Annotated in this window: 14 protein-coding genes; 11 read left to right on the top strand and 3 right to left on the bottom strand. The window is 65.0% G+C overall.

The features are described from left to right. The first annotated feature begins 12 nt into the window (after nt 1-12). From GFS60_RS18110 to GFS60_RS18130, 5 genes are all read left to right on the top strand, one after another. Entirely contained in the window at nt 13-1,194 is a 1,182-nt protein-coding gene (locus GFS60_RS18110; protein ID WP_159923292.1) for a 4-hydroxybenzoate 3-monooxygenase, read from the top strand. 204 nt (nt 1,195-1,398) lie between these two features. Then, nucleotides 1,399-1,719: a nucleotidyltransferase family protein gene (locus GFS60_RS18115; RefSeq protein ID WP_159923294.1), complete on the top strand. Its 321-nt coding sequence runs from the start codon at nt 1,399-1,401 to the stop codon at nt 1,717-1,719. A gap of 53 nt (nt 1,720-1,772) precedes the next feature. Continuing rightward, on the top strand, nt 1,773-2,048 hold the full coding sequence (locus tag GFS60_RS18120; protein ID WP_159923296.1) for a HepT-like ribonuclease domain-containing protein: 276 nt from the start codon (nt 1,773-1,775) through the stop codon (nt 2,046-2,048). A gap of 269 nt (nt 2,049-2,317) precedes the next feature. Beyond that, complete coding sequence (locus tag GFS60_RS18125; protein WP_159923298.1) at nt 2,318-3,124, top strand: SDR family oxidoreductase; 807 nt, start codon at nt 2,318-2,320, stop codon at nt 3,122-3,124. Then, nucleotides 3,121-4,215 (top strand): NAD(P)H-dependent amine dehydrogenase family protein, encoded by a 1,095-nt coding sequence (locus GFS60_RS18130; protein WP_159923300.1) that lies wholly within the window; start codon nt 3,121-3,123, stop codon nt 4,213-4,215. The genes GFS60_RS18125 and GFS60_RS18130 overlap by 4 nt, the downstream gene beginning before the upstream one ends. 53 nt (nt 4,216-4,268) lie before the next feature. Here GFS60_RS18130 and GFS60_RS18135 read toward each other — a convergent pair whose 3' ends face one another. From GFS60_RS18135 to GFS60_RS18145, 3 genes are read right to left on the bottom strand one after another with little or no spacing between them, the layout of a single operon-like run. After that, nucleotides 4,269-5,867, bottom strand: coding sequence for a solute symporter family protein (locus GFS60_RS18135; protein WP_159923302.1), 1,599 nt, complete (start codon nt 5,865-5,867; stop codon nt 4,269-4,271). Next, nucleotides 5,864-6,217: a DUF485 domain-containing protein gene (locus GFS60_RS18140; protein WP_159923304.1), complete on the bottom strand. Its 354-nt coding sequence runs from the start codon at nt 6,215-6,217 to the stop codon at nt 5,864-5,866. The genes GFS60_RS18135 and GFS60_RS18140 overlap by 4 nt, the downstream gene beginning before the upstream one ends. Beyond that, nucleotides 6,214-6,693, bottom strand: a complete 480-nt coding sequence (locus GFS60_RS18145; RefSeq protein ID WP_159923306.1) for a nuclear transport factor 2 family protein — start codon at nt 6,691-6,693, stop codon at nt 6,214-6,216. The genes GFS60_RS18140 and GFS60_RS18145 overlap by 4 nt, the downstream gene beginning before the upstream one ends. Before the next feature lie 145 nt (nt 6,694-6,838). Here GFS60_RS18145 and GFS60_RS18150 point away from each other — a divergent pair, with 145 nt between their 5' ends. The 6 genes from GFS60_RS18150 to GFS60_RS18175 all read left to right on the top strand — a co-directional run bounded on the left by GFS60_RS18150 (nt 6,839) and on the right by GFS60_RS18175 (nt 13,374). Further along, on the top strand, nt 6,839-7,444 hold the full coding sequence (locus GFS60_RS18150; RefSeq protein WP_159923308.1) for a TetR/AcrR family transcriptional regulator: 606 nt from the start codon (nt 6,839-6,841) through the stop codon (nt 7,442-7,444). Nucleotides 7,445-7,583: 139 nt separating this feature from the next. Beyond that, nucleotides 7,584-8,777, top strand: a complete 1,194-nt coding sequence (locus GFS60_RS18155) for an acyl-CoA dehydrogenase family protein (protein ID WP_159923310.1) — start codon at nt 7,584-7,586, stop codon at nt 8,775-8,777. Next, nucleotides 8,774-9,601, top strand: a complete 828-nt coding sequence (locus GFS60_RS18160; protein WP_159923312.1) for a hypothetical protein — start codon at nt 8,774-8,776, stop codon at nt 9,599-9,601. Before GFS60_RS18155 ends, GFS60_RS18160 begins: the two co-directional genes overlap by 4 nt. Then, entirely contained in the window at nt 9,598-10,443 is an 846-nt protein-coding gene (locus GFS60_RS18165) for an alpha/beta fold hydrolase (protein ID WP_159923314.1), read from the top strand. Before GFS60_RS18160 ends, GFS60_RS18165 begins: the two co-directional genes overlap by 4 nt. Continuing rightward, nucleotides 10,440-12,146 (top strand): AMP-binding protein, encoded by a 1,707-nt coding sequence (locus GFS60_RS18170; protein WP_159923316.1) that lies wholly within the window; start codon nt 10,440-10,442, stop codon nt 12,144-12,146. The genes GFS60_RS18165 and GFS60_RS18170 overlap by 4 nt, the downstream gene beginning before the upstream one ends. Beyond that, a complete protein-coding gene (locus GFS60_RS18175) occupies nt 12,139-13,374 on the top strand; it encodes an acetyl-CoA C-acetyltransferase (protein ID WP_159923318.1) in 1,236 nt (411 codons plus the stop codon). Before GFS60_RS18170 ends, GFS60_RS18175 begins: the two co-directional genes overlap by 8 nt. Nucleotide 13,375 lies beyond the last annotated feature (1 nt).

A 13,375-nucleotide genomic window follows, 5' to 3' on the forward strand; every position in this document is an offset into this window, starting at 1 on the left:
AGGAGTCTGCGCATGAACACACAGGTCGGGATCGTCGGCGGAGGCCCCGCAGGACTGATGCTGTCCCACCTTCTGCACCTGCAGGGCATCGAGTCGGTGGTACTCGAAACCCGCACCCGCGAGGAGGTCGAGGGCACGATCCGCGCCGGTGTGCTCGAGCAGAACACGGTGGATCTGATGGTCGACTCCGGGCTCGGCGACCGCATCAAGCGTGAGGGGCGCACCCATCAGGGCATCGAACTGCGGTTCGGCGGCAAGGGGCGCCGCATCGCGTTCGACGAACTCACCGGCGGCCGCGCAGTCACGGTGTACCCGCAGCACGAGGTGCTGAAGGACCTCATCGCCCGCAGGCTCGCGGACGGCGGTGACCTCCGCTTCGGCGTATCGGACGTGCACGTGCACGACCACACGTCCGAATCCCCCAAGATCATCTATCGCGATGCCGACGGCAACGAACAGACCCTCACGTGCGCCCTCGTCGGCGGATGCGACGGGTCGCGGACCAGCACCCGCGCCCTGATCCCTGCGGCCACCGTGCGGACGGACCACTTCCGTCAGTACCCGTTCGCCTGGTTCGGCATCCTCGCCGAGGCTCCGCCGTCGTCGGAAGAGCTGATCTACGCCAACCACCCGCGCGGCTTCGCGCTGATCAGCACCCGCACCCCGCAGGTGCAGCGGCACTACCTGCAGGTCGACCCCGACGATTCGGTGGACAACTGGTCCGACGACCGTATCTGGTCCGAACTGCACGCCCGCGTCGACGGCGAGGGCGCAGAAATCAAGGACGGCAAGATCTTTCAGAAATCGATCCTGCAGTTCCGCAGCTTCGTGTGCGAGCCCATGCAGCACGGCAACCTCTTCCTGGCCGGAGACGCCGCCCACACCGTGCCGCCCACCGGCGCGAAGGGCATGAACCTCGCCATCGCCGACGTCTACTTCCTGTCCAAGGCGATGTCCGAGTACTTCACCACCCGCAGTCGGGCCGGGCTCGACGGCTACACCGACACGGTGATGCCGCGCGTCTGGCGCACCCAGCACTTCTCCTGGTGGATGTCCTCGATGCTGCACCGGCTCCCCGACGACACCGGATTCGGCCACAAGCGGCAGATCGCCGAACTCGACATGGTCACCCGATCCGTCGCCGGACGCACCCTCATCGCCGAGAACTATGTGGGTACCCCGCTCGAGCTGTGAGTACTTATTAACCGCGGGCGGTTAATAAGTACTCACAGGCGGCGGAGCCGATCCACGTGAATCCTCGTGCTGCTGAGGCAAAGTGTGCGCTCAGGAAGCTGTGATATGTCGAGACTCGGGACGGCGGCGAGCAATGTGGTTCGTGTTCCTCGCGCGGATGAAAGGTACGGTGGAAGCAAGCGCCGGCAGCGGAAGGACCTCGACATGGCTGCACCGACTCCAGACAGTGAGCGGCTGCGAGCGGTCCTGACTGACCATCGCGAAGAGGTGCGGCGAGTCCTCGCGAAATACGGTGCATTCGACGTCAAGTTGTTCGGGTCCGTGGCGCGAGGTGACGCAGGTGCTGACAGCGACATCGACTTGATGGTGAGTATCGATGCCCCGGACTACGAGCAGGTCGTTTCGATGTTGGGGCTGGCAGACGAGCTGACTCATTTACTTGGTACCAAGGTGGACGTCCTTGCGCGTGGAGTCGCAAAGGGCGCGGTTTCCGATACTGCGCGGGCCGACACGGTCGACGTGTGAGCAGGTCAGATCGCGATCGACGTCAGGACATCCTCGGAGCCATCGACGCAGTGATGCGATACTACCCGAATCTGTTGGGCGACGACCGCGACATGGCGCACGACGCCATCGTGCGCCAGCTCGAGATCGTTGGGGAGGCCGCCAATCGACGCGATCCAGAAACGAAGATGAAGGCGCCGGAAATCGACTGGTACAAGATCGCCGGATTTCGGAACATCGCGATCCACGAGTACTTCCGCGTAAATCAGTCGATTGTCGAAGGCATCGTCAGCAACTACTTACCACCGCTGCGCGAGGCAGTCGAGCGAATTGTCGACAATCGAAACTGACGAAACTCCGTCGACTCCTCGAACCCGCTGCCACATCCGGTCGTCCGGTTGCTCGTGGACACGATGGGGTGCTTTGGCTCGTCGCCAACTGCAGCCTTATCCCGCATCGGCGGACATCGGGCAGCGGGTGAATCGAACATCCGGACTGGCTCGAGTTCATTCTCGGCGTGCTCGGCTACCGCTGGTGAAGTACTTCTGCCGGGAAACGACTGCCCTCACAAACTAGAACCTGTTACCTTCGCCGAAGGGGAACGACAACAGGAGCCGCCATGATCCTCGATCGGTTCAGAGTGGACGGCCGGGTCGCCGTCGTCACGGGCGCGGGCCGCGGCATCGGCGCGGCCACCGCGGTGGGGCTTGCGGAGGCGGGCGCTCACGTCGTCATCTCCGCCCGCCATGCCGATCAGCTGCAGAAGGTGGCGGCGCAGGTCGAGGAGGCCGGGCGACGCGCATTGGTCGTGCCCGCCGATCTCATGGATCTGCACGCCGTCGCCGCGCTCGCGGACGCCGCGCAGGAAGAGTTCGGAAGGCTCGACATCGTCGTCAACAACGTCGGCGGCACCATCCCCAACGCCCTCCTCGACACCGACTCGGACTATCTCGAGGAGGCATTCCATTTCAATGTGAGCACCGCACATGCGCTGGTGCGGGCGGCGGTACCGCATATGCTCGCGCACGACGGCGGGTCGGTGGTGAACATTTCGTCGGTGATGGGCAGGCTGTCCGGCCGCGGCTATCTGGCCTACGGAACCGCGAAAGCCGCACTGGCGCACTACACCCGGCTGGCTGCGCGCGATCTGAGCCCGAACATCCGCGTCAATGCGATCGCCGTGGGGTCGGTGTTGACGTCCGCACTCGAATTCGTCGCCTCCGACGAGGCAGTGAAAGCGTCGATGGAAAGTGTCACCCCGCTCGGCCGGATCGGCGACCCCGAAGACATCGCGGCGGCCGTGCTCTACCTGTCCTCGAAGGCGGGTTCGTACATCACCGGCAAGGTACTCGAGGTCGACGGAGGCCTCGACCAGCCGAACCTCGACCTCGGCCTTCCTGATCTGAAACTCGGAGAGAAGCCATGAGCTACCGCGTCGTCGAATGGTCCACCGGCACAGTCGGGCGACATGCCATCGCAGGGATCGATGCCCGCGACGACCTCGAACTGGTCGGCGTCTGGGTGTCGAATCCGGACAAGGTCGGGAAGGACGCCGGTGAACTGGCCGGCCTAGACCGTGAACTCGGGGTGAGGGCCACCGACGACAAGGCGGCCCTGCTCGCGTTGAAACCGGATTGCATCGTGCATACCGCGATGACGGACGACCGCATCTTCGAGGCCGTCGAGGAGCTGATCTCCTTTCTCGAAGCGGGCGTCAACGTCGTGTCCTCGGGTCCGGTGCTGCTGCAATATCCGATCGGCGTCGTCCCGGCCGAACTCGTCGACCGCATCCGCCGTGCCGGCGAGCAGGGTGGCGCCAGTCTGCACGTCAACGGCATCGATCCAGGGTTCGCCAATGACGTTCTGCCGCTAGCCATGACAAGTTTGTCGCAGCGCATCGACGAGGTCCGCTGTTACGAGATCGCCGACTATTCCACGTACTACCAGCCCGTGGTGATGCGGGACATCTTCGGATTCGGGAAACCTCTCGACGAGACGCCGATGCTGTTTCAGCCCGGAGTGCTGTCGCTGGCGTGGGGAAGCGTCGTCCGCCAGATCGCGGCAGGCCTCGACATCACACTCGACGAGCCGCTTGTGGAGAAGGTCGCACGGATTCCGGCAGACCACGACCTCGACGTCGTGTCCTGTCACATCCCCGCGGGCACGACGGCTGCCGTGCGGTTCGAGGTCATCGGCACCGTCGACGGCGTACCGCGCGTGGCACTCGAGCACATCACCCGGACGCATCCGGACCAAATGCCCGAGTGGCCGAAGCCGAACCGCGGTGACGGCTGCTATCGCATCGACATCACGGGTGAGCCGATGATGTCCGTCGAGTTCAACCACAACGGCGAAAACGGTGACCACAACGTGTCGGGCATGATCGTCACCGCGATGCGACTGGTGAACTCGGTGCATGCCGTCGTCGAGGCCGAACCCGGACTCGTCACCGCACTGGATCTGCCGCTCGTCACCGGTCGCGGGTTGTGCGCTCCGCGCCCCGTGAGTACTTATTAACATCGGGCGGTTAAGAAGTACTCACAGGGGCGAAGCCCTCACGGGCGGAGCCGTCAGTGCGCCTCGGCGAGCTCCGCTCCGATGCCGGTCTCGGCCCGCACCAGCATTTCGGCGAACTTCTCGTCTCGGTCGGACTTGATGCCGTTCCGCCGTTCCGCGAGGAGCGAGCCGATCACTGCTGCAGCCAAACCCAGAGGCATCGTGATGATGACGGGCAATTGGATGGTGAGTGGTGCCGGTCCGCTACCCAACCAGAGCGCCTCTGTGAACATCAGGCTGATCACGGTCGACGCCAGCCCCACCGAGATTCCCCACACGGCTCCTGTGCTGTTGAACCGTCGCCAGTTGAGACTGAGGAGCAGGCTGGGCAGGTGAGCGCTTCCCGCCACCATGAACGCCATTCCCATGAAGTAGGTGATATTCGTGCTGTCGCCAATTGCCATGGTCAGCCCGATGGCGATGATGCTGAACGCAACCGCGGCGTACCGCGCGATCTTTGCTTCGCGGATGTCCGTGGATTCCGTGTCGGCGGCTTTCGTGCGGGTGACGGTGGGCCAGACATCGTGCGCGAAAGTGCCCGCCGCCGAGATCACCACACCGGCGACCACGGCGACGATGCTGGCGAATGCCACGGCCGCCACCATGGCCAAGGCGATCGATCCGCCTACGGTGCCGACGCCACCGCCGAGTTCGGTGACCAGGGTGGGTGCCGCAAGGTTGCCGCCGGCACCGACGCGATCTGCTCCGTCGGGTCCGAGGAGTGCAGCGGTGCCGAATCCCATCACGATGACGATCAGGTAGAAGGCGCTGCACAGCGCGACAGTCCAGCCGAGAGACTTCCGTGCCGTCGCGGCCTCCGGGACCGTGAAGAAGCGAATGAGGATGTGCGCCATGCCCGCGGTGCCGAGGGCGAAGGCCAGTGAGTAGGAGATGAGATTGATTGCGCCGGTCTGTCCGAAGATGAGTCCGGGCGTCAGGATCGCGTCTCCTGCGGCGGCGTTGTCGGTGGCGTCGGACAAGACGGACGGGAGACTGAACCCGAACTTCGCCAGAATTCCCAAGCAGACGATGATGGCCAGGACGGACAAGATGGACGACTTGATCACCTGAACCCAGGTGGTGGCAAGCATGCCGCCGACAAACACATAAATGCCCATCAAACTTCCGGCGACGACGACGGACAGCCCGAAGGGAATGCCCGACACCGACTCGAGCAGGACGCCCGCCGCGACGAGCTGGGCCAGCAGCACGAATGTGCCGGTGACGATCGTGCTGAGCGCGACCACCACCCGGACCTGCCGGGCACCTGTCCGGAACACGAGAACGTCAGCAAGAGTGTACTTTCCGACGTTGCGCATCTTCTCGGCGAGGAGGAACAGCACCGGCAGGAAGGAGACGACAGAGGTACACAAAATCACCGCCCCGTCGACGCCCTTGTAGAAGATCAGTCCGGTGGTACCCAGGAAGCTACCCGCGGAGATGAACTCGCCAGCAATCGCGAAACCGTTCTGCCAGCCGGTGATCGAGCGACCGGCCGCAAAGAAGCCGGTGGCGCTGCGACTGCGCCGGGACGCGGCAAAGGTGACCCAGAGGGTCAGGGAGATGACCGCAGAGCAAATGGCAATGGCAAGGTAATCGGCTTCGCCCGTCATGCGGCACGCTCCTGTTGGCGTAGTTCGATGGCCAGTACGGCCGCGTCGGCGGCCGGCTGAATGTAGGTCCGGGATAACCGGAAGTAGGCGTACACCAGAAGCCAGGTGCCGGCGAACTGGGAGAACACCACCCACAGTGAGAGTGGTATGTCCAATAGTGCAGTCCCGCCGAGGACTTCGGGGAAGAAGGCGAACCCGACGAGGAAGCTGGTGAACAATCCGACCGCGACGGCACCGAGGCTTGCCGTCACGGTGCGGCGGCGTCGTCGGAGTTCGACGAACTCCGGCAACGCGAGGATCGGTGACCAGATCGCGGCGCCGGATTCGGTGAGGGAGGCGTCGGTGGTCATGCGTGCACCGCCGCACGGCGCGCGGAGTCGAGCGCGAACTGATTCTCGTCCCAGCCGTCGGTCAGCGGCCCGAAGTAGTGGAAGCGGACCTGCTTGCGACGGTACAGCCAGCGGTCGCCGACACGGACCACCTCGTCGGTGTATCGGCCCGCCGCGATCGACGATGTGCCACCCGACACGCACGGTTGCCACAGAAACGAGCGCACGGTCGCGCGGTCACCGTCGAGGTCGATCTCGAGGTTGGTGATGAAGTGCCAGAACGCCGTGAGGCCACCGGCGGCGAGCCCGGAGAAAAACTCCTTCATCTCGGCCTTACCGCGGGGGTTCGACAAGCCGTCGAACTCTCCGTCGTCGGTGAACAAGTCCATCAGAGCGTCCCAGTCGCCGTCGTCGAGCAGACGGCAGTACTGCGCGTCGAGTGTCCGGATGGACTCGAGGTCTTCCAGTCGGCGGATTCGTTCTTCGAGGGTGCTCAAGGCGGCGTACCTCCACGGTGCAGAGCGGGTGAGAAGACACGGTCATTAACGGCCGTTCATGTGATGGGGACCATAATCGAGGGTGGGAGGGTAGTCAAGACGACGGTTGTTGCCCATCCGTCCTGGTCGCTCTACCCTCCGAGGGATGAACACTCGGTCAATCGTCGCCGCTCAGCCGACCGTTCGGCAGCGCATTCTGGACACTGCGCTCGACGAGTTCTACTTCTCGGGGTTTCACGCGGCGACGATGCGGAACATCGCGAAAAATGCCGGTTGTAGTGCGGCGAACGTGTACAACCACTTCGAGAACAAGGCCGAGCTGCTCGTCGACATTCTGCGTTCCGCCAGTGACGAGCAGTTCACCGCTACCCGGAACGCCCTGCGGAAAGCGGGCCCTGCGCCGGCGGACCGGTGGCGTGCTGCCGTGGTGGCGCACTCGCTGTACACCGCGCGACACCAGCGCGCCTGCCTGGTCGCCAACACGGAATTGCGGTACCTCGAAGAAGTCGATCGCAAGCGGGTGGTGGGGTCCCGGGACGCGCAGGAACATCTCTTCGTCACCATTGCGGAAGAGGGTGTGACCAGCGGAGACTTCGCTGTTCCCCACGTTCACCAGGCTGTCACCGCGGTCTTGACCATGTGTGCCGGCATCGCTCTCTGGTACCGGGCCGAGGGCCCTCTTTCGGCGCAAGCGGTTGCCGATTCGTATGGCGTCTATGCGCTCAACCTCGTGGGATACCGCGCACCCTGAGTCGGCACTGACCGAGATCACCGTTGACGCCGGCGGCGCACGCGTGCTGTACTGGGTGAACAAGCGTTAATGTGATTCGGGAGTGGAACCTGAGTTCCCCCGTCTCGCGCCCCGAATCTCGAATGGATGAGGAGTGTCCATGACTCACCGGCCGTCACAGCCGCGAACCGATTCGCCGCGATATCTCACCGAGGACCGACTGGCGATCCGTGACCTGGCACGCGACTTCGCGATGAGCCAGGTGCTGCCCGTCGCCAACGAACTCGATCCGGTCCAGGGGACCATCCCCGACACCCTCAAGAAGGCCATGGCGGACGTCGGGTTCTTCGGCATCATGATCCCCGAGGAGCACGGTGGTCTCGGTCTCGGTGTATTCGAGTACTGCCTTGTGGCCGAGGAACTCTCCCGTGCGTGGATGAGCGTGTCGGGACTTCTGGCGCGTGGTAACGGGATGGGGGGCGGCTTCACGCCCGAGCAGGAAGCCGATCTGCTGCCCAAGGTGGCGCGCGGTGAGTACCTGGGTGCTTACGCGTTGTCCGAGGCGGAGGCCGGTTCCGACGTCGCCAACATCTCATGCCGCGCGGTCCGGGACGGCGACGACTGGGTGGTGAGCGGCACCAAGATGTGGTGCACCTACGCCGACGAGGCCGACTACCTCGTTCTCTTCACCCGGACGGACCCGCAGAAGGATCCGGCCAAGCCGCATCGCGGCATCAGCGCCTTCCTCATCGAGAAGGAGCGCGGCGAGTTCCCGCAGGGCATCAGCGGTACCAAGATTCGCAAGATCGGCTATTTCGGCTGGAACACGTGGGAGTTGTCGTTCGACAACTACCGGGTGCCGGCCAGCGCGATGCTGGGTGAGGAAGGCAAGGGGTTCTACCTGGCAGTGAGTGGTCTGGAGGTGGGTCGTGCGCACACTGCTGCGCGGGCCATCGGCCTCGCCCGGGCCGCGCTCGAGGACTCGATCGCCTACCTCCACACCCGTCGTCAATTCGGTCACGAACTGGCAGATTTTCAGCATCTGCGCTTCAAGGTCGCGACGATGGCGGCCGACATCGAAGCTGCCCGCCAGCTCATGTACTCGGTGGCCACCGATATCGACACCGGACGCAGGTGCTCTCTCGAAGCGTCGATGTGCAAACTCGTCGCGACCGAGATGGCCGAACGCGTCACCAGTGAGGCCGTGCAGATCCATGGGGGCGCGGGTTACACCACCGACTTCCAAGTGGAAAGACATTGGCGCGACGCCCGATTGACGAAGATCTTCGAAGGTACCAGTGAGATTCAAATGCGGATCATCTCGGACGAGTTACTGGGGAGAGTGTCGGAATGAGTGTCCTCACGCAACAGCAGCGCCTGGCTGTCGGCGATCGGGCCGTCAGCGCCGAGCGCCGGGTGTCCGACGTCATTGCCGCGTCGGGCGCTACCTTCCCCGGATCGGGTGCGTCACTCACGGGAGTCGTGGTCGCCGGAGTGCTCGACGCATCGAACCTGGACAGCGCAGCCCGAACGGGTCTGCAATGGAACACCGTGTCGGCGGTAGAGGCCGACGACGTCGTTCGGGCCGAGTCGGTGATTACCCGCGTTCAGCGGTCCGAGGACACGGTGGAGGTCGACCGGCATCTGCGGTTGATCGACGAGGACGGAAACGTTCGGGAGCAAGGGATCGAAACCTGGCGGCTGCCTGAGGGGTTCGCCGTTGGAACCGATCCGGCCACGGATTTTTGCACCGTCGCGTGGGCGGAGCTTCTCCGCGAACCACTTGCCGACGACCGGAACTTCACCTCGTCGTTGGCCACCTGGGACGGGACGATAGGCCTGTGTTGCCTCGACGGTTCGGGGCACAGCCGGGAGGTGCATCTGAGGATCTACCGTGGACGCATCATCGACATCAGTCGGCGTGTTCCCGGGGGTGCGACGTTCACGCTTCGTGCGCCGGCGTCGACGTGGGTGGACTTGGTGTTCGGTGAACATCACGACTTCATGCGGCGTGCAATCCGAGGTGAATTCTCCTCAGCGGGAGACGGTTACGAATACCTGCGTCTCACCAAACCACTCGACATCCTCGTCACCCACGCCCGGGCCGCCGCGAATGACCGACGACGCGCGCAGAACGACACTTCGCCACGAACCGGGGGAAGGGAGGCCCGCTCATGATCGAGGCCCGCTACCTGAACATCGATGGCGCTCTCGGGTCCGTCGAGATCGTCACACCCGACACGTCCACCGACGGCACACCCACGGTGCTGTGCCTGCACACGGCGGGACAGAGCGGGGTGCAATGGCGGCACGTGGCATCGGCACTGTCGAGGCGGGGTTATCGGGTGATCGTGCCCGACCTTCCCGGTCACGGCCGCTCCGAGCCTGCGGTCGGCGGACCCGTCACCGATCTCGTCGTCTATGGGAACTGGCTGTGGAAAGTGCTCGACCTGCTCGGAGTCGAGCGGCCTTATGTCATAGGCTGCTCGATCGGCGGGAAGCTGACTCTCGAGTTGGCGACGCGCCCCGAGCGCCCACTGGCCGGCGCGATCGCGATGGCAGCCGAGGCGGGGCCCGGACGGGTCAACGTCGGCGGACTGCGGCGCGAACTAGAGGATGTCGCCGGTCCGAGTCGCGGTGACCGCACCTACCTCGGCACCTTGGCCTCGGTGGGACACTCCGTGCCCGCGGAGGCAGCCCAGCTGATCGCCACGATGCACAAGCGTGAAGACCCGGAGATTTCGTCGTCGGATCTCATCGCCTGGGGAATGCATGACGTCCGAAACCGTCTGGCCCACACCACGTGCCCGCTCCACGTCGTCGCCGGAGAGCAGGACCCCTGGATCCAGACCGGTGCGGTCGAGAAGGTGGCAGCGCTGATCAATTCGGCGCGACCGGGCTACGCGCGCTACACGATGCTCGACGGAATCGGCCACTACCCCATGGAGGAGGTCGACGACTTCGCGTCGTTGGCGGACCAGTGGCTGACCGAGCTACGTTCGGCGGAGGTGCTCTCGTGACGGCACACGACACGGCCACCCGCCATGACACGCTCGCTTCGCTGCTCGACGAACTGGTGACGGCCGACCCGGATGCCGTCATGACGATCGACGTCGTGGGTGACAGGCGGGTACCCATAAGCCGCGCGGAGTTCGCTGCACGCGCCTCCGGTGTGGCGTCGGAACTGCGACAGGCCGGTATTCGGCGTGGCCAGTGTGTGGCTGTGCTGCTGCCGAACTGGTCGGATGCGGTGCTCTGGCAATGGGCGGCGTCGGCGGTCGGGGCACACGTCATCGGCGTGAACACCCGCTACAACACCCAGGAGATCGCCCACATTCTCACCTCGGCCAGGCCGGCGGTAGTCGCGGTGGCCGCCCGGTTCCACGGACTCGATCTGTTCGGACGCCTACGGGATGCGCAGCAGTCCCTCGACATCCCGGCTCCGGTGATCGCCGTCGTGCGAGGGCCGGAAGAGGGCGCGTCCGAGCTCGAGCGCGCCGCGTTCGACCTCGGCAGTGGCGCCTGGAACGTGGGTCGCGGGATCGACGGTTCTGTGCGGGTTCCGCAGACGCCCGACATGGCGACCACGACCGTGACCGGCGCCCACGCGGACGCCGACGACCCTCTTGCAGTGGCATTTACGACTTCGGGATCCACCGGGGTACCTAAACTGGCCGCACATCGGGAAAGTGCAATCGTTCGCCACGCACGCGCGGACGCCCGCCTTCTCGGCATCGAGCCCGGTGATGTGGCCCTGTGTGTGCTACCGGTATCCGGCGTCTTCGGCTTCAGCACCGCGATGGCCACGCTCGCGGGCGGTGGTGCGCTGCTGATGGAACCGGTGTTCGACGCCTCCGCGACCTTGCGGCGTATGCAGTCTGAGAAGGTCACGCACGTCGTGGGCGGCGACGACCTCTTCACCCGCCTGTTCGACACCTGGCACGGCGGGGAACGCGCCGACCTGTCCTCGCTGAAGAGGATCGGCATCGCCGATTTCCTCGGCCGATCTCATGATGTGGCAGCGTGGGTGCGCGACGAATTCGGTGCCGTCACCACCGGTGTCTTCGGGTCGTCCGAGGTGTTCGCCCTGATGCTGCTCTGGACGGATGACGACCCGGAGTCGTTGCGGTGGAACGGTGGTGGACGCCCGGTGTCACCGGAGATCGGGGTTCGGATAGCCGACCCTCTGGACGACTCGGTACTGCCGGTCGGTCAGCAGGGTGAACTTCAGGTCCGCGGACCGAACGTCGTCGACGCGTATCTCGGTAATCCGGATGCAGCGGCGCGAGCATTCACGGCGGACGGGTGGTTTCGCAGCGGCGATCTTGCCGTCGCAACCGGCGACGGGGGCTATACGTACGTCTGCCGGATGGGTGACGTACTGCGATTGCGCGGATTCCTGGTGGATCCGGCGGAGATCGAGCACCGGTTGGCCGAACACGAGTCCGTGCACCTGGCGAAGGTCGTCGGAATCACCGGCGCCGGCGGATACACCCAGGCAATCGCCTTCGTCGTCCCCACCGAGGGGACAGAAACCGGCGCTGCCGAGCTCAAGAATTGGTGCGCAGAGTCGTTGGCGGCGTTCAAGGTTCCGAGCGCCGTGCACATCATCGAACGAATGCCCACCACGGTGGGTGGAAACGGAACCAAGATCCGAGCGGTCGAGCTGCGCGAATGGGCGCAGCAGTGGACCGATCACGAAAGGGATTTCCGCAGTGCCTGAAAACTCGAATGCCCAGGCGAACGATGTCGTCGTCTGTGAGCCCCTGCGTACCCCGGTCGGACGTTATGGTGGGCAGTTCAAGGACGTTCCGGCGGCGGACCTCGGTGCCCGCGTGGTGTCCGAGCTACTGGCCCGCACGAAGATCGAACCGGACGGTGTCGACGACGTCATCTTCGGGCAGTGCTACCCCAACGGCGAAGCACCCGCCATCGGCAGGGTGGTGGCCCTGGACGCCGGCCTGCCGGTGACCGTTCCCGGACAGCAACTCGATCGCCGTTGCGGGTCAGGCCTGCAGGCAGTGCTCGATGCAGCGATGCGTGTGCAGACGGGGGTGGCGGAGTTGGTCATCGCCGGCGGCGTGGAGTCGATGAGTCGTGCCGAATACTACACCGAGTCGATGCGCTGGGGAGCGGGCGGTGCGCCGGCAGCACTCCACGACCGTCTGGCTCGCGGGCGGGTGACCGCGGGCGGCCGGAACTACCCGGTTCCCGGCGGCATGCTCGAGACGGCAGAGAACCTGCGTCGCAAGTACGACATCAGCCGCAGCGAGCAGGACGAACTTGCGGTGAAATCCCATCAGAGGGCTGTCGCAGCGATCGAGTCGGGGAAGTTCGCTGAGGAGATCGTTCCTGTGGAGGTCCCCCTCCGCAAGGGCGACCCGCAGCGTGTCGATCGGGACGAGCACCCCCGGGCGGACACGACGGTCGAGTCACTCGCCCGGTTGCGCCCGATCATGGGTCACAGCGACCCGCATGCGACCGTGACCGCAGGCAATGCAAGTGGGCAGAACGACGGCGCCGCAGCCTGTCTCGTCACCACGCGTGCCCATGCGGAGCGTCTCGGCCTTCGGCCACTCGCACGACTGGTCACCTGGGCGGTGGCCGGGGTCGAGCCGTCCGAAATGGGTATCGGACCGGTGCCGTCCACCGAGCGGGCACTGAAGCGTGCGGGGCTGACGCTGGCAGACATCGACCTGATCGAATTGAACGAGGCATTTGCGGCACAGGCGCTGGCCGTCACGCGGGAATGGGAGTTCGGAACACAGGATTTCGACCGCACCAATGTCAACGGGTCGGGCATCTCGCTCGGTCATCCCGTCGGTGCGACGGGAGTGCGAATCCTCGCCACCCTGTTGCGCGAGATGGACCGTCGCGGCGCCCGCTACGGACTCGAAACGATGTGCATCGGCGGCGGGCAGGGTTTGACGGCCATCTTCGAGCGGGTGTAGC

It is taken from the genome of Rhodococcus sp. WAY2 (genome assembly GCF_009859915.1).
Classification (GTDB): Bacteria; Actinomycetota; Actinomycetes; order Mycobacteriales; family Mycobacteriaceae; genus Rhodococcus_F; species Rhodococcus_F oxybenzonivorans.